General features: G+C 48.8%; 19 protein-coding genes. 12 read left to right on the forward strand and 7 right to left on the reverse strand.

Going from position 1 to position 22,884, the window contains the following annotated elements; genetic code table 11:
• Nucleotides 1–2: 2 nt before the first annotated feature.
• A complete protein-coding gene (gene bioB, locus N7E60_RS08015; protein WP_269597083.1) occupies nt 3–1,055 on the reverse strand; it encodes a biotin synthase BioB in 1,053 nt (350 codons plus the stop codon).
• Between the two features lie 108 nt (nt 1,056–1,163).
• Here bioB and bioA point away from each other — a divergent pair, with 108 nt between their 5' ends.
• The 3 genes from bioA to N7E60_RS08030 all read left to right on the forward strand — a co-directional run bounded on the left by bioA (nt 1,164) and on the right by N7E60_RS08030 (nt 6,031).
• Nucleotides 1,164–2,438 (forward strand): adenosylmethionine--8-amino-7-oxononanoate transaminase, encoded by a 1,275-nt coding sequence (gene bioA / locus N7E60_RS08020; protein WP_269598563.1) that lies wholly within the window; start codon nt 1,164–1,166, stop codon nt 2,436–2,438.
• 223 nt (nt 2,439–2,661) lie between these two features.
• Entirely contained in the window at nt 2,662–5,262 is a 2,601-nt protein-coding gene (locus N7E60_RS08025) for an MIX and LysM peptidoglycan-binding domain-containing protein (protein ID WP_408642321.1), read from the forward strand.
• 424 nt (nt 5,263–5,686) lie between these two features.
• Complete coding sequence (locus tag N7E60_RS08030) at nt 5,687–6,031, forward strand: hypothetical protein (RefSeq protein ID WP_269597085.1); 345 nt, start codon at nt 5,687–5,689, stop codon at nt 6,029–6,031.
• A 587-nt stretch (nt 6,032–6,618) separates the two neighbouring features.
• Here the strand turns inward: N7E60_RS08030 and N7E60_RS08035 are convergent.
• The 4 genes from N7E60_RS08035 to N7E60_RS08050 form a co-directional block, all read right to left on the reverse strand.
• The gene (locus N7E60_RS08035; RefSeq protein ID WP_254659643.1) at nt 6,619–7,044 is read right to left on the reverse strand and encodes a VOC family protein; all 426 of its coding nucleotides are present in this window, start codon (nt 7,042–7,044) and stop codon (nt 6,619–6,621) included.
• Nucleotides 7,045–7,173: 129 nt separating this feature from the next.
• On the reverse strand, nt 7,174–7,716 hold the full coding sequence (locus N7E60_RS08040; RefSeq protein WP_269597087.1) for a GNAT family N-acetyltransferase: 543 nt from the start codon (nt 7,714–7,716) through the stop codon (nt 7,174–7,176).
• Nucleotides 7,713–8,927, reverse strand: coding sequence for a multidrug effflux MFS transporter (locus N7E60_RS08045; protein WP_269597088.1), 1,215 nt, complete (start codon nt 8,925–8,927; stop codon nt 7,713–7,715). Before N7E60_RS08045 ends, N7E60_RS08040 begins: the two co-directional genes overlap by 4 nt.
• Nucleotides 8,928–9,211: 284 nt before the next feature.
• Nucleotides 9,212–10,009, reverse strand: a complete 798-nt coding sequence (locus N7E60_RS08050; RefSeq protein WP_269598564.1) for a MetQ/NlpA family ABC transporter substrate-binding protein — start codon at nt 10,007–10,009, stop codon at nt 9,212–9,214.
• A 159-nt stretch (nt 10,010–10,168) separates the two neighbouring features.
• Between N7E60_RS08050 and N7E60_RS08055 the strand changes: the two genes are divergently transcribed.
• The 4 genes from N7E60_RS08055 to sstT all read left to right on the forward strand — a co-directional run bounded on the left by N7E60_RS08055 (nt 10,169) and on the right by sstT (nt 13,642).
• Nucleotides 10,169–10,738: an LON peptidase substrate-binding domain-containing protein gene (locus tag N7E60_RS08055; protein ID WP_269597090.1), complete on the forward strand. Its 570-nt coding sequence runs from the start codon at nt 10,169–10,171 to the stop codon at nt 10,736–10,738.
• 64 nt (nt 10,739–10,802) lie between these two features.
• Nucleotides 10,803–11,438: a sigma-70 family RNA polymerase sigma factor gene (locus tag N7E60_RS08060; RefSeq protein WP_077479724.1), complete on the forward strand. Its 636-nt coding sequence runs from the start codon at nt 10,803–10,805 to the stop codon at nt 11,436–11,438.
• Complete coding sequence (locus tag N7E60_RS08065) at nt 11,431–12,117, forward strand: ChrR family anti-sigma-E factor (protein WP_269597091.1); 687 nt, start codon at nt 11,431–11,433, stop codon at nt 12,115–12,117. The genes N7E60_RS08060 and N7E60_RS08065 overlap by 8 nt, the downstream gene beginning before the upstream one ends.
• A 307-nt stretch (nt 12,118–12,424) precedes the next feature.
• Nucleotides 12,425–13,642 carry a serine/threonine transporter SstT gene (gene sstT, locus N7E60_RS08070; protein WP_269597092.1) on the forward strand — a complete coding sequence of 406 codons (1,218 nt, stop codon included), beginning with the start codon at nt 12,425–12,427 and terminating at the stop codon, nt 13,640–13,642.
• A 111-nt stretch (nt 13,643–13,753) separates the two neighbouring features.
• Here sstT and mlc read toward each other — a convergent pair whose 3' ends face one another.
• Nucleotides 13,754–14,968, reverse strand: coding sequence for a sugar metabolism global transcriptional regulator Mlc (gene mlc, locus N7E60_RS08075; RefSeq protein WP_077455670.1), 1,215 nt, complete (start codon nt 14,966–14,968; stop codon nt 13,754–13,756).
• Between the two features lie 264 nt (nt 14,969–15,232).
• Between mlc and queE the strand changes: the two genes are divergently transcribed.
• On the forward strand, nt 15,233–15,898 hold the full coding sequence (gene queE, locus N7E60_RS08080) for a 7-carboxy-7-deazaguanine synthase QueE (RefSeq protein WP_269598565.1): 666 nt from the start codon (nt 15,233–15,235) through the stop codon (nt 15,896–15,898).
• Between the two features lie 76 nt (nt 15,899–15,974).
• Here the strand turns inward: queE and queD are convergent, their stop codons facing one another.
• Entirely contained in the window at nt 15,975–16,337 is a 363-nt protein-coding gene (gene queD / locus N7E60_RS08085) for a 6-carboxytetrahydropterin synthase QueD (protein WP_077455681.1), read from the reverse strand.
• 249 nt (nt 16,338–16,586) lie between these two features.
• Here queD and N7E60_RS08090 point away from each other — a divergent pair, with 249 nt between their 5' ends.
• The 4 genes from N7E60_RS08090 to N7E60_RS08105 all read left to right on the forward strand — a co-directional run bounded on the left by N7E60_RS08090 (nt 16,587) and on the right by N7E60_RS08105 (nt 22,777).
• On the forward strand, nt 16,587–18,206 hold the full coding sequence (locus tag N7E60_RS08090; RefSeq protein ID WP_269597097.1) for a methyl-accepting chemotaxis protein: 1,620 nt from the start codon (nt 16,587–16,589) through the stop codon (nt 18,204–18,206).
• A gap of 101 nt (nt 18,207–18,307) precedes the next feature.
• Complete coding sequence (asnS, locus tag N7E60_RS08095; protein WP_269597098.1) at nt 18,308–19,708, forward strand: asparagine--tRNA ligase; 1,401 nt, start codon at nt 18,308–18,310, stop codon at nt 19,706–19,708.
• A 157-nt stretch (nt 19,709–19,865) separates the two neighbouring features.
• Nucleotides 19,866–21,059, forward strand: coding sequence for an amino acid aminotransferase (locus tag N7E60_RS08100; RefSeq protein WP_269597099.1), 1,194 nt, complete (start codon nt 19,866–19,868; stop codon nt 21,057–21,059).
• Nucleotides 21,060–21,223: 164 nt separating this feature from the next.
• Nucleotides 21,224–22,777 carry a methyl-accepting chemotaxis protein gene (locus N7E60_RS08105; protein ID WP_269597102.1) on the forward strand — a complete coding sequence of 518 codons (1,554 nt, stop codon included), beginning with the start codon at nt 21,224–21,226 and terminating at the stop codon, nt 22,775–22,777.
• Nucleotides 22,778–22,884: the final 107 nt, after the last annotated feature.

A 22,884-nucleotide genomic window follows, 5' to 3' on the forward strand; every position in this document is an offset into this window, starting at 1 on the left:
GCTTAGACACTGGCGTCGTAGAACAAATCGCCCTCTTGCGGGCGCGATGCCACTCGCTCGGCCACTTGCTCAAGTAAGTCGTGCTCAGTGACTTGATCGGGCTTTTGGCTGACCGCTTCTCGATTAATACCCAGCTTTTTAAATAGCTGCATGTCCGCGTCTTCGTCAGGGTTTGGTGTGGTCAACAGCTTACAGCCGTAGAAGATCGAGTTGGCGCCCGCCATAAAGCACAAGGTTTGCATTTGCTCGTTCATGTCTTCGCGTCCGGCAGACAACCGCACTGCCGATTTGGGCATCATAATCCGCGCCACCGCGATAATGCGGACAAAATCGAACGGGTCAACGTCATCGACGTTCTCAAGCGGTGTGCCTTTTACTTTGACCAGCATGTTAATCGGCACGCTTTCTGGGTGAGCCGGCATATTGGCCAGCTCAACCAGCAAACCAGCGCGATCGCGAGCACTTTCGCCCAGCCCAATAATGCCGCCGGAACACACCTTCATTCCCGCGTCTCGCACGTTAGATAAGGTATCAAGGCGTTCTTGATACGTCCGCGTGGTAATAATGTTGCCGTAAAACTCAGGCGAGGTATCGAGATTGTGGTTGTAGTAATCCAAACCCGCCTCCGACAAAGTCTTGGCTTGCTCGGCATCCAACATGCCCAATGTCATGCAGGTTTCCAACCCTAAGCCTTTTACGCCTTGGATCATATCGAGCAAATATGGCATATCGCGTTGCTTGGGGTTTTTCCACGCCGCCCCCATGCAAAAGCGCGTCGCGCCTGAGGCTTTTGCTTTTTCTGCCGCTTCGAGCACCTGTTCGACTTCCATCAGGCGTTCTTTTTCAACATCGGTGCGATACCGCGCACTTTGAGGACAATATTTGCAATCTTCTGGACACGCGCCGGTTTTGATCGATAACAGCGTGCTGACTTGCACTTGATTGGCAGGATGATATTCACGATGGACTTGCTGCGCGTCAAACAGCAAATCCATAAAGGGTTTATCGAACAATGCTTGCACGTCCTGTGCGGTCCAGTTGTGTCTTATTTCCACGCGGTTTTCCCCGTTGTTGTCGTTTTAATGCTTGGCTAGTCTACCCACAGACGTTAACCTGTCAACACAACGAGATCACACTGGTTTACATCTGATTTATTTATGAGCATTAACACCCATTTTGACCGTGAACATATCTGGCATCCCTACACCTCAACGCTCGATCCTTTGCCTTGCTTGCCCGTCTCACACGCAAGCGGCGCGGAACTGCATCTTGAAGATGGCACCGTTCTGATTGATGGCATGTCGTCATGGTGGGCAGCCATTCACGGCTATAACCACCCTGCTTTAAACGCCGCAGCGCATCAGCAAATCGATAACATGTCGCATGTGATGTTTGGCGGGCTCACCCACCAGCCCGCGGTATCGCTTTGCGAGCGCTTGGTCGCACATTCACCCGCCCCGCTCACGCAAGTGTTTTTGGCCGATTCAGGCTCTGTGTCGGTAGAAGTGGCGCTTAAAATGGCGATGCAATATTGGCAGGGGCGCGGTGAGTCGCGCGCACAGTTTTTGACCTTGCGTCATGGCTATCATGGCGACACATTCGCCGCCATGTCGGTGACGGATCCTGATAATTCGATGCACAAACTCTACAAAGGGTTTCTGCCTCAGCATCATTTTGTGCCCTCCCCACAAAGCCGCTTTGACGGTGAGTGGGATCCTAGCGACATACAGCCTATGCGCGACGCACTCGCCACCCATCACGGCCAACTGGCCGCGGTGATCTTAGAGCCCATCGTGCAAGGCGCAGGCGGTATGCGCTTTTATCACCCCGAATACCTGCGTCAAGTGCGCGCTCTGTGCGACGAATTTGATGTGCTGCTGATTGTGGATGAAATTGCCACCGGATTTGGCCGAACAGGGAAACTATTTGCCTGCGACCATGCGGGGATCAGCCCAGATATACTCTGCGTCGGTAAAGCACTGACCGGCGGCTACATGACCTTGGCCGCCACGCTAACCACCCGCCATGTGGCTGATACCGTCTGTAGCGGTGATGCAGGCTGTTTTATGCACGGCCCCACCTTTATGGGCAATCCTCTCGCCTGTGCCGTGGCCTGCGCCAGCATTGATACCTTGCTAGAAAGTGACTGGCCGCAAACGGTCGCGCATATCGAGCAGCAGCTGAAAACTGGCTTAGCGCCTGCTCGCGCATTGGAATGTGTAGCAGACGTGCGTGTGCTTGGCGCAATTGGCGTGATAGAGCTGACCGATCCGGTAAATCTGGCTGATATCCAGCCCTTAATGACCGCCCAAGGCATTTGGGTTCGCCCCTTCGGAAAACTGGTTTATGTGATGCCACCCTATTGCATCCGCGACGACCAACTCCACCAACTCACCCATGGGATGATCACCGCAATTAAGCAGTTTTTTGGTGAGTAGAGAGTCGATGACGCACACACCGCCCCGTTATATATGGGGCGGCATCTAATCCATGTATACTGGCACGAATATCTTCGTTTGATTCAAGAAAACGTCAACCAAAGTTCTTGCACACACTTCACAAATTAGCCATAGCTAACGTAACCATGACAACAACCCTATCCATATTTCTGGCCTGTTGCGTAGAATGCTGCGTCATGATCATTGACTGGTGGACAGAAAGGTGGCTTACAAATTAGTGCGATTGACCGAACTTATGGCGTATGAGTTTAGTCAAGTAGAGGGCGATATCAGCTCGCTGAGCGAGCGCGATGTCAGCAGTATCATCCCTGATGGCGTGAGCTTTTCTCAGTTTAAGGAAAAGCTTGATAGCGGTGAGTATGTATTACTGACCGATGCGCCGAAGCAATCAGCGATGGTGCATGATAGCGTTAACAAGATATGGTCCGTTGCTCCGAGCACTAACACAACGCTTTCGCCACAAGCCCAATCGGCTCTTTCTGCTAGAGCGAATCAATCTGGGAATGTTGCAGCGGGAGCGAGTGGTTCGGGTAGCGCGAATGACAGCTCGCAAGCTGCGACAACAAATATCGAAGATACCTATGTCCCTGAGCCAGTAAAGCCTGACCGTTCAGACGTGCCGCCAGCCTTGAAATATGAGAACTGCTTTGAGATTGCAGCCTCTGACGGCACGTTTCGTAAGGCGGTAGGCTGTACTTTCCAATTAGCGAAAACAGAGCAAGAAGGCACAATTGGCCAGTGGCAAACTAAGCCTACCGAACACGGTACTAAGTACACCGCTTACGCCGCATTTGATGAGCCTAAAAAGCTAGTGGCTAAAATCTCTGCCGACACCATGGGTGTGAGTGTTCCTGACCACGTAGTGATGAAACCTGAAGGCTCCGCTGTGGTCAGAGAAGCCTTTATTCCGGTGACGCCCTCTATTCAGTTGGGCGAACGACTCGGTTTACCCACAGAGGGATATTATTATCACTTCAACCAAAAGCGCCTTGTTCAAGAATATAAGCTGTTAGGCAATGGCAAGTGGCAGTTTTATGCCACGCGCTCTACCCATGAAAAACTCAATCATGACCAAGGCCTTAACAAGCACCAGAGTGCTATTTTGGTTTACTGGAAGTTAGGTGGTAAAAACGTCGAAGATCAACACCTCGTCTATCTTAAAGAAGCAATTACTCGTGAAGAGCTCGATAATTTAGATGATGAATGGCTAGCAGAAAACGGCGTAAAGCTATCTATCAGCGATTTGCTCGCCGCCCCTAAGCAAGCCGTTGCGAATCGAGACGACTCACCGGCAGAGTCGGATAGCGATAAAACTCGTGACTCAGCGCAACCATTAACCCATACCGTTAAGTTTGATCCGACTACCCGCCAGCGTGAATCATGGCCTGCTATTGCCGCTCAATATGGCTTGTCCGCTAAGCAGCTGTTGGAATTAAATCCACACTATCACGCTGAACCGATGTCATTGGCGGTAGGTGATTTGCTAACTGTGAAGGGTTCGCAACCACAAGACATTGAAAAGAAATCTATTTATGAGCTACCACCTGAGAGCCCTAAGCCATTTAATCATCCTCTGAACACTTACTATGACTATACAGAGCGCTGTTTAGTTGATACTTCAACAGTCGCTATTAATCATAAAAGATTAGTCCCAAAAGAGGTGACCGTTGTTAATATCAAAAAGGTATCTGATGTTGCAACTGAATTTGAGCTTGGCTTCACTCAAGTAGAAAAAACTCAGCCCCTCGACGACTATTGGCAAAACCTTTTTTCCTCAGATACAAGTGACGACACCCAGAAGCTTTTGACGAAATACAATGCACATTTGAACAATCCTGTCCGTCAAGGGGAAATTGTAGTCGTACTAACCAAAGAGCCATCCACTGAAGCACAGAGAAGTAAGCTGTCGGCTCTTATTGAAGAAGCAACAGCAGCAAGTACAGAGTTAGCAAAACTAACTGAAGAGCAAGTTTCTACCTTTAATCGTCACTTTGAATTGCTAGATTTTTATGCTGACGAAGCCATGAAAAAAGTAAGCAAAGATGGCTTACCAAGTGATTTATATGCTTATGCTTCCATGGGAGTTGGTGCTGTAGCTGTAGGAATTGAGCAACATTTAAAAAATATCAATAACATACTTTTGGAAATTAACCACCTCTACGTCTCTCAGGTGGCGATGGCGAGCCGTGTTGGTGGTATTAACTATGGTTCTTTTGTCGCTGAGCGAGCCTCACTATTTCAAAAACTAGATGGAAGCTTTGCTGCATTATCTCGACGTAGCGTTAAAATCCCTGTCTATACACAAATTAAGCGCAATCTCAAACTATCCACGCGCTCTGTCGTTCATCATGCCGATGAAATTATCGCAAAAGGCTTCGTACCTAATTTAGGTAAACGTATGGCAAATGTCGCAATCGGTATTGGAGCTTCCCGTGGCGTCGGCTATGTGGGGCTGTTGCTTGGCGGCGCAAGTGGCGTGAAGAATATTTATGACGCCTGCTCCGTTGATGGATCAGGGGAATGTGGCAAAGTCACTACTCGTGAAGTAGCCGGATTTTTTGGTGGAATTTACGGTGGAGGCTTCATGGGTAATGCTGCAGTCGGTGCGACACTATTAGCTTTAGGGGTTGTTGGTGTAACTTCTGCTCCGATCTTAGCGATTGCTTCAATAGGGGCTTTTGTTGCAGGTGGTGCTGTAGGTGGTATCGCTGGTTCTACTATAGGAAAGAATGTCGGCGATGTTATTTATATTGCTTATCAGTGGGGACAAGAGCAGCTCGAAGCCACTCAGGAAAGTTATTGATGATTACTCTTAAATTAGTTTTAGCCTTATTGTCAATAGTCATATTTTGGTACTTTGTCATTTGGTGTGTAGTAGGTGCTATATCGGGAGCCGTATTGAGCTTAGGAGATTCTCAACGCATTGTTTTTATTGACAAACAGTTAGCAAAAGATGTCGATAAACTTCACTCTGATTATCAGAATATGATGTCTTATAATATCTTGACAAGATTCATGGTGTATTGCTTAAAGTACCCTTTTATACGTTATAGAGTGAAAGTTCACTCTTGGAAGTTTAATGCATTTATGTGGTTGAATTGCATTGGATTTTGGTTGTTTTTTTTAATATTATGTATAGCGATTATAGCGAAATTATTGTAATCCTAGTTTAATTAGAAAAAGAGCCATGTAATCTAGACTTTTCTAAAGCAATTTCCGGTATTGAAATGACCGCGTTGTATAAACAGACGATGTCATTCAGCCGCTCATTAGGTATCGCTAACGGCCTCGTAATTGGAGCTGGGTTATATGGAAACACTGCTGATGTGGTAAATATATGTAACAGTAGTGGTTGGTTTGATGAAACTTGCAATCGTAGCTTGGTGAATAATGTTGTTTCCGGTGCTGTAAATCTTGGTACTGGTATTAGGATAGGTATAGCTTTAGCTGCCATTCCTGTAACAGGAGGCTTATCGATAGCTTTAGTTGCAGGAGGAACTCTCTTTTGGGGATTATATGGCGGTGAAATATCTGATAAAGTGGGCATGTTCGCGGAGAAAGTGATTTTTTGATTGATACAGTACCTGAAGTAAGTTTATATATTTTTCTGCTTACTTTTTTTCCATGGATAACGCTACTAATATACCTATCTATTAAGTTTAGAAAGAATAAATATGCATTGATACATAGCATTTCAGATACCGCTCCAGCTCGATTCCGTGAACGTTCGAAAATGATGATGGAAAGTAATCTATCTTGGCTTGCTGCGAGTTGTTTTGCGTTCGAAATCTTTGGATATGTGATGCTAAGGTATGCATGGAAAATTTCTCAGTCAGATATATATCTTTGGAGAAAAAGCATTCAGTCTATATTGGGAAAAGATTTTCCTCTTTATTTGATAAAGACACGTTTAATGGATATCTGCTTGGCAAGCCTATTAATAATATTGATAAGCATGCTGTTTCGTTAAAAATAATACAATAGGGCTAGTGATGCTGTTAAATTCGCTCTTAGCTATGATTTAGCTTTAGCCCCTGATAGTTTGAGTAAAACTGTCTATCTGTTGACGCTTTGATTGTCCCAAATCAACACACACCGCCCCGTTGTATATGGAGCGGTGTGTTTCTATCTGGAAAAGCGAGCAGTGCAGCTTTGTGCGTTACTCGTAGAGATATCTTTCTTCCGGTTTGTCGGATGAGTAAGCGACCAATTCCCACTCAAAACCGGCTTTATCATAGAAGTACATTCGCTTGCGGTGGGTTTCGTGCGCCATTGAACCATTGGGTTGATAACCTTTTTCAAGTAGGCGTTCGCGGATGGTATCGATGTCATCAATGATCAGGCCAATATGGTTCACGCCTTGAGATTTATAGGTACTGCGTGGCTGTATGCTGGGCTCTGAACTTGGGTTGGGCTCTTGCAGTGCAAAGTAGCAGTGTTCATTGCCCACATGCACCCAACGATATCCTTTTGGCGATTGGGCATCTTGACGAATTTTAAAATCGGGGACAGCCACCGCCAAAAACGCTAACGCTGCATCCATGTCTACCACAGTCATATTTACGTGTTCGATTGTTGTCATCATTCATTCCCTTTATCCGTGCTATCGAAAACTGAGCTTGGAAAGCTAAACATCGAGAACAAGGATAAAACCTCAATATAACTTGAGGTCAACGAACAAAAACAAAATCAGTGGTCTGGGGAAACACTTAAATCACACTGCGGTGTAGGTGTAGATCCAGTCGTCATAACAAACACCGCCAATTGCAAAAGCATCAGGGTCAATACGGCTGAGTTGAAACCCGACCTTTTCTAGCACACGCGCAGAGGCAAGGTTACCCGCAGTCACTGTCGCATTGATGGTTCGCGCACCACCATGATGGATGGCAAAATCGGTGACAGCCTGCAAAGACTCAGTCCCATAACCACGCCCGTGATAAGGCGGCAACAGTAAATAGCCGACTTCCGCGACACCCTGCTCAAGCAAAAAACCGGTGACGCCGACTGGCGTTTGTGTCTCCGCCTCTACGATGACCAAACACAGCCAGTGCTTAGCGTCAGGAGACCAGGGTGTGAGCCGTTGCTCAAATCGGGCTTCAATCTCATCCAGTGACATAGGATCAAAACATTGTGCAATGACGGCGTTGTCGGTGTGTAGGCGGTGGAACAACGGCCAGTCCGCTTTGATCATTGGCCGCATGCTCAGGCGTGGGGTTGTCAGCGGAAACAGGCCTTTTTCTAACCGTGACTTTGTCATGATGCCTCACTCGGGGTACTGGCGACGTTGACTTTCGGGGCGGCAAACCCGCGAAAGATATTATGAACAGAAAGCAACGCAAACACGCCCACCACTACGCCAAGGTGCCAGGCTTCGCTAACGCCCAAACTCAATAACGCCATACTCATCAACGCGGAAATAATCATCTGTCCACCACCGGAGAGCGCAGCGACGGTGCCGGCTTGGTTAGAGTAAGGTTGCATCACCTGCGACTGGGCGCACGGCAGCGCAATCCCGTTGCCAAACACCATAAAGAACTGCCCTATCATCAGCAGTAACGGATCCATCGGAGTGAACCATAGCCAAACCGCAGAGATGAGCTGCATCACAGGTGCCATCAACAGCATGCGCTTGGTGCCCAAACGCGGCCGAATGCGCGAAACCAACGCGCTACCCAGTAATAAGCCACATGTTGGAATAAGCGCCCACAGCGCATATTGATCCGAGGTCATACCGATGCGCTCTTGCATTAAAAATGGCATCAGCGACACCGTGGTGATCACCAAGGTAAAATTCACCCAGCTAATACTGGCGAAATAAAGAAAATACGGTGTTTTTAGCAGTGCGCCATAACGGCCGAGGATCACCTTCACATTAGGCAACGGCGAACGAGCGAGCATGCTTTCTTTGAACAGGAAAAACAACACGCACCACACCAAGCTGGTGTACACCATCAGCAAAATAAAGATCGCCAGCCAGCCTAGATTGTGGTTAACGAACCCGCCAATCACAGGAGCGACGATGGGGGTCAACGACGCCACCATAATCAAATATGACATGGCTTGCGGTAGTTGATCTCCGGAATAAGAGTCACGAGTAAAGGCTCGTGAGAGCACGGCACAACAGCCGGTGCCCATTCCTTGGATGCAACGGCCAATGACTAGGCCAGTGAAACTGGCGCTAAAGCTCACCATCACGGTTAAACCAATCAAGGAGAGCAATACCCCAGCCAATAACACGCGGCGACGGCCAAGCGCATCTGAGATAGGCCCGTAGATAAACTGTGATGGCCCAAAGCCGAGTAGATAGGCAGAGATCAGCAGTTGGACATCATCCATACTGAGGTTAAAGTCTCGGGCTATCCACGGCAAAGACGGGAACACCAATCCCATACTGAACTGCCCAATGCTGACGGTTAAGCATGCCAGCAATACGGGCGACCAATTAAATGGACGAGTAGCCGATTGCATCCAATTTCCTGTGCATTTGCGTCGAGGGAAGAAAGGCAAGTGTCAAGCCAGTACGCGGCATAAATCACACTTTGATTGGCATAGTAACGCAATAAGCAACTGAGTGGTAACAAAAATTTAAAATTCGCTCGCGTTGGGTTGGATGGCGGAAAGCGCGGCTAACGACAAAGATCGCATGTCAGCAAGACTGGCAACATGGCACAAATAAAAGGCATGCGATGGATCCAAAAAGCCCGATACGGTTTCACGAATCGGGCATCTTAACTATTGAGCGCGACGCGCATTTAAAAAGCGGGTTCAATCGTCCCTTTAAATGTCTTTTCAAGAAAGTCACGGGTTTGTTGAGACTGAAACAGCGCCACCAAACGTTGTAGGTCGGGGTTGTCTTTATCTTCTTCGCGGGCGGCCACAACCATCACCGCCAAGGGAGCATTTTTCGACTCCAAGAAAATACCTTGCTCACTCGGGCTTAATCCCGATGACATCACATAGTTCATGGTAATCGCCGCCGCATCGACATCCTGTAAGCTGCGTGGCAGTTGTGCCGCCTCAACCTCAACAAATTCGAGTTGTTTAGGATTGGCGATGATATCTTGCAAGGTAGCTTTAAAGCCGACACTGTCGGCTAAGGTAATTAACCCCGCCTCTTGCAGCAATAACAATGCGCGTCCCGCGTTGGTAGGATCGTTGGGGATCGCAATTTGTGCGCCATTCGGCAGCGCATCAACATGCTCAACGCGATCAGAGTAGATCCCCATCCGCATCAAAATGGAACGTCCCATCGATACCAACTGGCTACCGTTGTTTTGGTTGTAGTTATCCAAAAACGGCTGATGTTGGTAACTGTTTAGATCTAAGCTACCATCCGCCAAGCCAGCATTGGGGGAAATATAGTCGGAAAATTCGACCACCTCGACCGCAATACCTTCGGCTTTTGCTTGCTTGGCAACCGCTTCAGCCACCTGTGCATGCGGCCCCACTGTGGCGCCAATTTTGATCACCTTATCTTGTGATTCTGAACAGCCAACCAGCGTGAGCGTGAGTCCGAGTATGAGAATAAAAGAAGCACGTAGAGATTTCATCAATCGGTAATCCTTTCCGAAAAGCCACTTAGACATCTATACTGCCAAATGAGAAGAATATGTCAATCATTGTTTCTGCGATTCTCTGGACGCTTGATCGCTTGTCGCTAAGGGCGCGTATTAGTCAGCATGTTCAATCGATTATCAGGAGGCGCGGATATGACCAAGCTGTTTCCTTTGCCCCTCTTTTTGTTACCGGGTGGCAGAGCAAAACTACGTATTTTTGAACCCCGCTATTTACGGTTGGTACGCGAATGTACCGCCAACGGAGAAGGGTTTGTCCTTGCAATGATGCAAGGTCAGCGGCTTTATAAATACGGTACTTTGGTCGATATCGTTGATTTCGAGACGCTTCCCGATGGATTGCTGGGCATAACCATTGCGGGCCGACAACGGGTGGAAATTATGTCAACCGAACAAGCGCCCGACAAATTGTGGTTGGGTGAAATACGTACCCTGCATGATTGGCCACACGATGATTATGTCGATAATACGGACGATGAGGTGCAAGCGCGCATTGCCACCAGCCTCAAGCACATATTTGCTGCCCATCCTGATCACGCCGAGCAGTATGAACAGCCTCATTTCGAGGATGTCACCTGGGCGTGTCAGCGTTGGTTAGAGATTCTGCCCCTCACGAGTGCGCAAAGACAATGGTTTATCGCACAAGACTCTGCCGATGAGGCCAAGCAATTCATTCACCAACTGCTTGAAGAACACGTCGAGTGATCCAAATGATTTGTGGTGCGTATTGGGGTGTCAGATGGACGGCACTGACAGATAGGACTCAACTATGACTGCGCCTCAAACCATGTATACTGAAGCTTCAACCTCGAGACGGAATACACGTACCACAATGACTGACGTGACGAAGGAAGAGTTGGCGGAGCTATTATTACGCGTTGCGGAACAGCGAGACCGTGTCGCCTTTGAGCGTTTGTTTCGCTTTTTTGGCCCGAAGATCCGATCTTATGGAACCAAACATCTACGCGCGGACGGACAGGCGATGGAGCTAGTCCAAGAAACCATGTTGGTGGTGTGGCGAAAAGCCCATCTTTACAACGCCGAGAAAGGGGCGGCAACGACCTGGGTGTTTACCATCATGCGTAACATCAGCTTCGATATGCTTCGTAAGGTGCAATCGAACCGCGAAGATAATTTTAGCGACGAGATTTGGCCGATACTGGAATCCGGTCAACAAGACAATGAAACCGACTCAGGTGCTCAGCACATGATGGATCAGGAATTATTATCCTTCATTGATGAATTACCTGAAGTACAACAACAGGTGGTGCGTGGTGTGTACTTAAAGCAACTCACCCACCAAGAGCTATCGGACCAACTTAATGTTCCATTAGGGACCGTGAAGTCGCGTTTGCGACTCGGGCTCGAGAAGCTGCGCAATCATCTGGAGGTCAACAATGATTAAATATCATCCTTCTTCCGAACTGCTGGATGCCTTTGCAGCCGGCCAATTACCGACATCCATGGCGATTGCTCTCTCTGCACACGTTGAATTATGTCAACAATGCCGTGAGCATGTGAGTGCGAAAGAAGAAGCGCTAGCATTAGCCGCGTTTGAAGAGGCTGAGACCGATCACGAGTTCGCGGCAGGCACTCTGCCTTGGGACGATGATCTAGAAGCGGACATGATGAGTGCGATTTTTGACGCCCCTGAACAAGACGAGGCATCACGCATTCAAGTCGCTCGCTCTAACGAGATTCGGGTTGGAGACAAAACCTACACACTACCACGCGCACTGCAGCGTTTTAGTGATTCGAATTGGTTATCATTCGGCAAGGTGCAACGCGCTAGGCTGAATCTTGAAGAAGGCGCCACACGTGCGAGTTTCTTACATATCGACGAAGGCGGCTCGGTTCCAGCCCATACACACAAAGGCTATGAGCTGACGCTGTTACTCGATGGCACCTTTGAAGATGAAAGCGGGCAATACTCGCCGGGTGACTTTATTTTGTTGGATAGTCGACATCATCACACCCCCTCCACCAAAGACGGGTGTCTGTGTTACACGGTCGCGAATGCGCCACTGCACTTCACCAAGGGCGTAAGTAAGCTACTTAATACCGTGGGTCATGCGATTTACTAAAAATCCTTGTGCTAGTTGTTATCCTATCTTTGGCGGCGAAAGCCGCCTTTTTTTATGCTGTTCAAGACAATAAATGCGTACAAATGCTCGGCGCATTAAAACGATTTCCTCACATCTAGCGCCGTGATAACAGAATAATTACACTAAAGAAACTTTCATTTAATGCCAACTGACTGACAGAATCCCACCTAACTAGTGCAAAGTATCAATTTTCACTTTACATAGGGTGAATCAAACTGGTTTAATTCCCCACTTCTAACGATTCATTAACAGCCATTGATAAAAAACACAGTGAAGTGAGACACACATGAGTCAAACACAACTCGCCAGTATCAGCCGAGGTCACTCGTTGGTACTTCAAATCGTTATAGGTATTCTTGCTGGGGGCGTACTCGCCTATCTGTCGCCTGAGTTGGCGAGCACAGCAGGTTTACTTGGTAAGCTTTTTGTTAGCGCACTGAAAGCAGTTGCACCCATTTTGGTCTTCGTTTTGGTTGCTGCCTCTATCGCTAACCAAAAGAAAGGTCAGCGCGCCAACATGCGCCCGATTGTTTTCCTCTACCTGCTCGGCACGCTGGCGGCATCCTTGACCGCGGTTACCATGAGCTTTTTGTTTCCGACGACCTTACAGTTTGCCGCAACCGATGCAGCTGTCGCGCCACCGGAAGGCATTACCCAAGTATTAAACACCTTGCTTTTTAATATTGTCGATAACCCAGTCAACGCTCTGATGTCCGGTAACTATATCGGTATTCTCGCGTGGGCGATTGGTTTGGGCATTGCCTTACACCATGCATCAAGCGAGACCAAACGCGTCTTCTCTGACGTGTCTGAAGGCGTGTCTATGATTGTGCGCTTCGTGATCCGTTTTGCGCCCATCGGTATTTTTGGCCTTGTCGCCAACACCTTGGCACAAAGTGGTTTTGATGCGCTGCTTGGCTACATTCATTTGCTTGGCGTGCTCCTTGGCAGTATGGCAACGATCGCGTTGATCGTTAACCCACTGATCGTGTTTTATAAAACGCGCCAAAATCCGTATCCATTGGTTTTCCGCTGCCTGCGTGAAAGTGGCCTTACCGCCTTCTTTACCCGCAGCTCAGCCGCGAACATCCCTGTGAATATGCAGCTGTGCCGTAAGCTCAAGCTTGATGAAGATACTTACTCTGTCTCGATTCCACTCGGGGCAACGATCAACATGGGTGGCGCGGCAATCACCATCACGGTTCTTACACTCGCCGCGGTACATACCTTGGGAATTGAAGTGGATATTGCCACTGCAATTCTGCTTAGCATTGTTGCCGCGGTGTCTGCGTGCGGTGCCTCAGGCGTTGCAGGCGGCTCGCTCTTGCTGATCCCACTGGCGTGTAACTTGTTTGGTATCCCGCACGAAATTGCTATGGAAGTGGTCGGTGTTGGCTTTACCATTGGTGTGTTGCAAGATTCGGCAGAAACGGGGCTTAATAGCTCAACAGACGTAGTCTTTACCGCCGCAGCCTGTATGGGTGAAGAGCGTAAAAACGGATAAGCCATAAAGGGCGTTTTATCGGCACAAGGCGGATAGCGCTCCCATTCAGGCTTGACACAAAAAGCAGGTGCTTGGCACCTGCTTTTTTCGTTTATAGCCTCGTTTCTAGCTTTAGCCTTCCAGTACCTTCATGAGTAGTTTGCCGTCGTACATGGCTTGTTTCACCATCGCGGCGCCCGGCATGGTCGCTTGCGTGTAGAAATAACTTTCTTCTAGCACTAAGTTTTGGCTGTATAAGGGGATGGTTTGCGTCTTTAAGCATTCCATGATTGCTGGATAGAGCACCGATTTCGCCCGGTTAAACTCGCCGCCGAATAATATTTTTTCCGGATTAAATAAATTCACCACGATGGCGATCGCTGTCCCTAGGTGATGGCCAAGCTCTGTAATCACGCGTTGCGCCAACGCATCACCGGCGACGGCGGCATCACAAATCGCGTCGATAGTGAGGGTTTTACCGCGCAATTGACTAGGGTGCCCCTCTGCGAGCAAGGTTTCCACCTGCTCAATGACCGCGGCTAAACTTGCTACGGTTTCCAAGCAGCCATAGTTGCCACAAAAGCATCGCTTACCAAATGGCTTCACTTGAATATGACCCAGCTCACCAACATTCCCCACGCGCCCTTGGAGTACTTTTCCTTCTAGGATGATCCCAGCCCCAACGCCATTGTGAACGGCAATCAGCACCGCGCTATCTGATTCTTTCGCGTTACCAAATAACTTTTCAGCCAGCGCCCACGAGCGGGTATCATTACCCACAAAAACCGGTAATCCTGTTTCTCGATGCAGGACGGGTCCCAATGGCATATGGCTAACCTCAAAGTGCGGCATTTGAATGACCGTTCCTTGCGCACTATTCACTAAACCCGGCAACGACACCGCGATGCTTGTCACGCGATCCACCACTTCATGATGACGCGAAAAGAAGGCTTTAACGTACTCGACAACGGTCGCTAGCAAGGCCTCTTGAGGCATCACCGCCAACTCATGGCGCTCTTGTACCAGAATGTCACTGCTTAACGAGTGCAAAGCCATCGTGAGGTAACCGCGCCCTAAACGCATCGATAAGAATTGCCACCCGTCATTGTCCAGCATCAACCCAACGGCGGGTCGACCACGCATACTGGTTTCTTGAATTTGTGTTTCTTTGACAAGGTGTGCGTCCATTAGCTCACGGACAATTTTAGTAATGCTGGCAGGTGCCAGCTGGCTGCGTTTGGAGAGCTCGATGCGCGAGATAGGCCCAAAGCGGTCGATCAAGTTGTACACTGTGCCGGCATTTTTGCGCTTGATATGATCAATATGCCCCGGCTGCCCAATAATCATGCCCTGTCCTATTACTGCTGGGATCTGGCGATCCTATTCATGATGATGCGTATAATTGAATTTTTTTACTTTGCGAACTAATTGTGAAGCACAATAAGGTCGCCGCGTGATATCTATCACTTTAAGGTGTGAAAATCGCGTTTAGCCTCACGAAACCATACGATTTAGTAACTATGGTAAAAATCCAATCAATCGTGAAAAAGCAAGATCTGCGGAGGATAAATTGGCATAATGCGCCGTCGAATCGAACCGCCAGAAAGCATGATGTACCGAGTAAACGAAATTTTTGAAACTATTCAGGGAGAAGGCACATTTACTGGCGTGCCCTCCGTCTTTGTCCGCTTGCAAGGTTGCCCTGTCGGCTGCGCTTGGTGCGATACCAAGCAAACATGGGAAACCGATGATAACGATCAGCAAGACAAGATATTTATTATCGATAAGTCAGAAGACTCGCCTGCTTGGTGCTGGCTGAGTGCGAAAGATATTGCGACAGAAATCACCCAACGCTATCAGGCTAAACACATTGTGATTACTGGGGGGGAGCCTTGCCTATACGACTTGGTGCCCTTAACCGAGGCGCTAGAAGCGGTTGGGTGTCAGTGCCAAATTGAAACCAGTGGCACGTACGAGGTTAAAGCCAGTCCGCAGACTTGGGTCACGGTATCACCTAAAATCAATATGCGCGGCAAATTACCGGTACTGGCCAGTGCGATGGCGCGCGCGAACGAAATCAAACATCCTGTGGGCACCGAGAAAGACATTGCACAGTTAGATACCCTACTTGAGCACTGCCCACCGTCACCGAAGGCAACCATTGCGCTACAACCGGTCAGTCAAAAGCCGCGAGCCACCAAGCTATGTATTGATACCTGTATTGCGCGCGGCTGGCGCTTGTCGATACAAACGCACAAATATTTAAACATTGCTTAGCGCCAATGGGAGCCATCGTATTAGCCGATATGAAGTGTATCGATAAGAGGGCCGAGTGATGATACTCGGCTCTTTTTTATTCACCGCGATAAGTGCAGCCTGCGGTACAGGTTTCTTTCACCATTACCTTACTTAATAAAGGCAGGTTTGGCTTGACCTGTTGCCAAATCCAACGCGCCAACACTTCGCTGGTTGGGTTTTCCAGCCCTTCAATCTCATTGAGATAGTAGTGGTCAAGACGATCATAGATAGGCTTGAAAGCGGCTTTGATGTCAGCGAAGTCGATCACCCAGCCTGTGTGTGGGTCAACCTCTCCTTCAACATACAAACGCACCATAAACGAGTGACCGTGCAAACGCCCACACTTATGTCCTTCTGGCACATTCGGTAAGTGGTGTGCGGCCTCAAAGGTAAATTCTTTAAACAGTTCAGTTGTCATACTGCCAAATCCCATCAACAACAAGATGGCGCATGCTACTCAACTTCCCTGACCGACACAATCTCTATCCCTGAGATCAGCGCGATTATAGCCAACGCAAACCGTTGCCCGTCGCAAAGGTGCGACAATTTACGTCGATGAAATCACACATTTTATATGGGAATCGCGGCATCTGGTGAGACACGGTTTAACATAGATCTGACAGAATTCAATTGACATACATATAATTTAATAACAAACGGTTGACTCATGCGCATGACTCTCGCGAGCAAACTTCTCCTTTCGCTTTTTCTCGTCTTCGCTCTGGTGCTTGTGACCTCGTTGGCCTATCAATCACATCAGCAAAAAGCGCTGATGACCTCGATAGTCAGTGAACAAACGCTCGATAAAGCATCCAACTATTTCGATAGCCTGAATATGTTGATGCTGACCGGCACAATCAGCCAACGCAATACACTGCGTGATAAAATGCTTTCACACAAAGGTATTGAAGAGGCACGTGTTATTCGGGCAGAAGCGATCACCCGCTTTTTCGGTCCAGGCAACCCTGAACAAGCCCCAAAAGATAATATTGACCAACGTGCACTTGATGGCGAGACCATTGTTGAAACCTTTGACTCTGAATCCGGCAAGGGGTTGGTTGTGGCACTGCCAATGAAAGCCAGCAGTGATTATCGCGGGACCAATTGCCTACAATGTCATGTTGCCGAAGAGGGAACCGTGCTGGGCGTTATTCGACTCGAATATGACTTACAGCCGCTCTATGGCACCATTGATAAAGAAATGCTGATCACTGCCGGGATCATGGGCAGTATCGCCGTATTGGGTTTTCTGATCTCACTGACTGTGATCCGTCGTTGGGTGGTGTCACCCCTCAAGCATGTATCGGCCTTTATGAAGCGGACGAGTCGCGACAAAAACTTGGCTGAGCGTTTGAATGACAAACGCAATGACGAGATTGGCGAGTTATGTAACAGCTGTGACCAATTACTCGATAATTTCTCTGCGAGCTTACAACAGGTGCAACGTACCTCAGAGACGCTGTCGTCTGAAGCGTTAAACCTCATTCGCGTCTCTGGGCATACCGACCAACTCGCCGATAGCCAACGTCATGAAACCAATGAAATGTCTGTGGCCATCAACGATGTTCAGCAACATCAACATGACATTCAAAGCCGTACGAGCGAGGCTGCACAATTGAGCGAGTCTGCTGCCGGTAGCGCCAATCAAGGCAGTGAACTGGCCAACGTCGCCGCCAATGATATCCGCAAACTGATGGATGATATTGGTCAAGTACGCAGCCAGATTTTGGATGTAAACCAGCAAAGCCAACAAGTGACAACCATTTTGGGCGTGATCCGCGAAATCGCTGAGCAGACTAACCTACTCGCGCTGAATGCGGCGATAGAAGCCGCTCGCGCTGGTGAACAAGGTCGCGGCTTCGCCGTGGTCGCTGAAGAAGTACGTAACTTGGCCAGCCGTAGCCATGATGCAACCGGGGAAATCCAAACCATTATTGAAAACTTGTGCTCAGGCAGTGAAGCCTCCGCTCAAGCAGTCGAAGCCACCACAGAAAGCGCGAATCAACGTGCCGAGACGGTGATGCAACTCTCTGACGCCTTGGCGGATATTGCTGAGCAAGTGACCACCGTGAACAATAATACGGACGACATTAGCCAACAAAGCCAACATCAAGCACAAATGACTGACGCCTTACTCGAGCAAGTCGGCCGGATTCAAAATCACGCTAACGATACCGCCAATAATGCGAATGAAGTGAAAGCAATCAGTGCAAATCTCGAACAACTGGTTGAACAGTTAGAAGGATTAATTGGACAATTTCAACTTTCAGACCGCCTCAAGCCTTGAAGCTACACAAGATACAGGTAAACTTGCTAGTCTAACTTGCAAATCCACTTTCTCGGTGGCATTGACCACCGAGTTGCCCTAAACGGAGATAGAAGCGAATTATGACATACGCGCCTGTAGTAGACGTCCTGCGCGGCAAGGCGGCAGTCGACACTGAAGTGACTGTTCGCGGTTGGGTTCGGTCTCGCCGAGATTCCAAAGCCGGTATTTCTTTCCTCGCCATTTATGATGGCTCTTGTTTCGACCCTATTCAGGCCGTGGTCCCCAATGAGCTGGAGAATTATCAGCAAGACGTTCTGCGTTTAACAGCAGGCTGTTCTGTTGAAGTGACCGGTAATGTGGTGGAATCACCAGGGAAAGGTCAAGCGTATGAGCTACAAGCCACTGCCGTGAAGGTAGTCGGTTGGGTTGACGATCCAGACACTTATCCGATGGCCAAGACGCGTCACTCAATTGAGTACTTGCGTGAAGTGGCTCATTTGCGCCCTCGTTCCAACGTGATTGGTGCGGTTGCTCGTGTACGTCATACCCTTTCTCAAGCTATTCATCGTTTCTTCCACGAGCAAGGCTACTACTGGATGTCTGCCCCGCTGATCACTGCATCAGACTGTGAAGGCGCCGGTGAAATGTTCCGCGTATCGACACTGGATATGGCCAATGTGCCAAAAACAGAGCAAGGCGATGTCGACTTCGACCAAGACTTTTTCGGCAAAGAAGCTTTCTTGACCGTATCCGGTCAATTAAACGCTGAAACCTATGCTTGTGCGCTGAGTAAAGTTTATACCTTTGGCCCAACCTTCCGTGCTGAAAACTCTAACACCAGCCGTCACTTGGCCGAGTTTTGGATGGTAGAGCCTGAAGTGGCCTTTGCCGATCTTGATGATGCTGCAGCGCTAGCAGAAGCCATGCTGAAATACGTCTTCAAGGCCGTGTTGGAAGAGCGCCGTGACGACATGCAGTTCTTCGAGCAACGCATCAACAAAGAGGCGATCACGCGCCTTGAGAAATTTGTTGAAGCTGATTTTGCCCAAGTTGACTACACTGACGCGATCACTATCTTGGAAAACTGCGGTAAGACGTTCGAGTTCCCTGTCGAATGGGGTATTGATCTCGCCTCCGAACATGAGCGCTATCTAGCAGAAGAACACTTCAACGCACCTGTTGTGGTGAAGAACTATCCAAAAGATATTAAAGCCTTCTACATGCGTATGAACGATGATGGCAAAACCGTTGCTGCAATGGACGTATTGGCGCCTGGCATTGGTGAGATTATCGGTGGTTCACAGCGTGAAGAGCGTCTTGAGGTGCTGGATCAGCGCCTTGAAGAAATGGGCCTCGAGAAAGAAGATTTCTGGTGGTATCGCGACTTGCGCCGTTACGGCACCGTGCCTCACGCCGGCTACGGCCTCGGGTTTGAGCGTTTGGTATCTTACGTTACTGGTATGAGCAACATCCGCGACGTGATCCCATTCCCTCGTTCGCCACGTAACGCGAGCTTCTAAGTAAAAAACCATTCGAAGGCTGCGAGTACGCAGCCTTTTTCTTGCCTATTGCTACGCTTGGTATCTCTAGGCATGGCTGGCGGTTTCTATCCAAGAAAACAAGTGGTATAACGATCCCAGCCTGAGTTTCATTCATCATTAACCATGGACGACACCAATGTTTGAGAAAATTTCTGCCGCTCCCGCCGACCCCATTTTAGGACTGACTGAAGAATTTAAAGCGGATCCTCGTGAAACGAAGATCAACTTGGGGGTCGGCGTATACAAAAACGAGCACGGCGAAACTCCTGTGCTGAAAACCGTTAAAAAAGCCGAAGCATTGCTGCTCGAAAAAGAGAGCACCAAATCCTATCTAAGCATCCCAGGCACTGCGGAATACGGCCTTGCCGTTCAGCAGCTTCTATTCGGTGAACAGGCTTCAGTTATCAAAGATAAACGCGCTCAAACTGCACATGCGCCGGGTGGCACCGGGGCGTTACGCCTTGCTGGGGAATTTATTAAGCGCCACCTCGGTGATGTCACAGTGTGGATCAGTAACCCAACGTGGGCCAACCACAAGGGCGTGTTTACTGCCGCAGGCCTACCTCTAGCTGAATACACCTACTACGATGCCGCGAAGAATGACAAAGATTTTGCTGGCATGGTCGCGGATCTTGAAAAAGCAAACAGTGGTGATGTGGTCTTGCTACATGGCTGTTGTCACAACCCAACCGGTATTGATCCGACCGATGCGGAATGGAAAGTCTTGGCTGAGCTATGTCAGCGCAAAGGCTTACTGCCGATGTTCGACTTTGCCTATCAAGGCTTTGCGCAAGGTGTTGAAGAAGACGCATCTGGTCTACGTATTTTTACGCAAACCTGCCCAGAGCTGCTGATCGCCAGCTCTTTCTCGAAAAACTTTGGCTTGTATAACGAGCGTGTGGGTGCCTTTACTCTGGTCGCACAAAATCAGCAACAAGCCACAACCGCCTTTAGCCAAGTGAAAGCCATCGCGCGCGTGATCTACTCTAACCCACCAGCCCACGGTGCAGGTATTGTGACAGAGATCCTCAATAACCCCACGCTAAAAGCAGAATGGCATCAAGAACTTGCTGATATGCGCGATCGTATTAAAACCATGCGCACCGAGTTTGTAGCAACTCTAAAAGAAAAAGGCGTGAATCGCGACTTTAGCTTTATCGAGCAACAAAATGGGATGTTTTCTTTCTCTGGCTTGACCAAAGATCAGGTGAACGCGCTAAAAGCCGAACACGGTGTTTATATCGTCGGCTCAGGCCGCCTCAATGTAGCGGGTATGACGCACACCAATATGGGGCCACTTTGCACTGCCATCGCAAAGGTTTTAGACTAAGCGCCACTGTCATCGAAATGTCATAAAGGGCCGACAGGCCCTTTTTTTTGTCGATGCACTCATTGAAGCAACATTGTATTAACAAAAATATCATTAAAAAGCCCATAGCCGCTAGACTAAAACTAATAAGGCTCTTATGAACTGTGACCAGAAAGATAAATACTATGAGTGGTAATGAAGTTGTATTTGGTGACGATGAACGCCTCGTCTCGACCACCGATAAACGTGGCGTTATCACCTACTGTAATCCCGAATTTATTCGCATTGCTGGCTTTGACGACAACGAATTGATGGGGGCACCCCACAACATCATTCGCCATGCTGATATGCCCAAGGCCGCTTTTGCCGACATGTGGCGGAACCTCAAAGCCAATCAACCTTGGCGCGGTATCGTTAAAAACCGCTGTAAGAACGGCGATTATTACTGGGTTGATGCTTACGTGACCCCGATCTATGAACGCGGTCAGGTAACAGGCTATCAGTCGGTGCGGGTCAAGCCAGATCCCGCGGTGAAACACCGTGCTGCCCAGATCTACAAAAAGCTATGTGCCGCCGAAAAAGGAGGCAAATCACTGGGTGGTTTCTCCATTGAGAGCATTCCCGGCGCCGCTAAACTGGCACTACTTGTCGCCGGCCTCGCTGTTGCGCCGCTCTCCCTCGCCTTTGATCCCAATATCAATGGGTGGGATATCGCCAGCGCTGTCGCTATGCCAGCCATATTGGGTGCTCTATTTCGTGATGAGCTGTTGACTCTGCCCGCTTTAATTCGTGGTTATCAAGCCGACTATGACAGTATTAGCCGCTATATTTATGCAGGAACTGGCTTGAGTTCAATCGCCGATTACAAGATTAAGATGCTGCAAGCGCGGATTCGGACCATCCTCGGCCGTATGTTGGATGCCTCCTTGTCTCTCAATCGTTTTTCTGATGATTTGAGCGCCCTTTCGCAGCGTGTTTCTCAGGCGATCAATACCCAAAGCCATCAAATCACCTCAGTGGCCAGCAATATTGACCATGCCTCAGACTCAGCCAATAAAGTGTTAGAGAACGCGCAGCAAAGTGCTGAGCTACTGCAATCAGTACAGCAACAAAGCCAAGAGACACAAGCGCTGCTTCATCAAACCGGTGAGCAGCTTCAAGCCCTAGCCAAGCAGTCTGAAAGCTCGTTATCCGCGACACAGCAGCTTTCTGTCACCGCAGAGCGGGTCACCGATTCCATGAGTGAAATCAGTGGTATCGCTGAGCAGACGAATTTATTGGCCTTAAATGCCGCAATTGAGGCCGCACGCGCCGGTGAACAAGGCCGCGGATTCGCGGTTGTCGCAGACGAAGTACGCGCCCTATCTAGCCGCACGCAAGGCGCTACGGAACAAATTCAGCAATCCATCCAAGAGATGCACGAAACCATTCAACAATGGCAAGCGCAGATCCATGTCAGTCACGAGCAAACCCAACAATGTGTCGATACCACAGAACATAGCATTGTCAGCTTGAACGCGGTGACGACGGCGATTGACGATGTGGTGGCGCGTACCAGTGAAACTCATCACTCAGCACAGGCGCAACTGCAGACCTTTAATGATATTAATCGTGATATCCATGCCATTGAGTCGGTATCGCAGCAAAACCTCAATGAAGTGAATGATGTCTCACAAGCAAGTGCAGAGCTGCGCGACAAAGTCCGCCAGTTCCACGATATTGCCAAGCAGTTTGAATAGTTATCCCTTGGTCGTTTCATCGTCGCTTACCGATTAAGCTCAGCATTGAGGCGATAAAAAACGCCCACTATCTCGCGATGGGGGCGTTTTTTTATCGTTTCGCTTAC

It is taken from the genome of Salinivibrio proteolyticus (assembly GCF_027286365.1).
Lineage (GTDB): Bacteria > Pseudomonadota > Gammaproteobacteria > Enterobacterales > Vibrionaceae > Salinivibrio > Salinivibrio proteolyticus.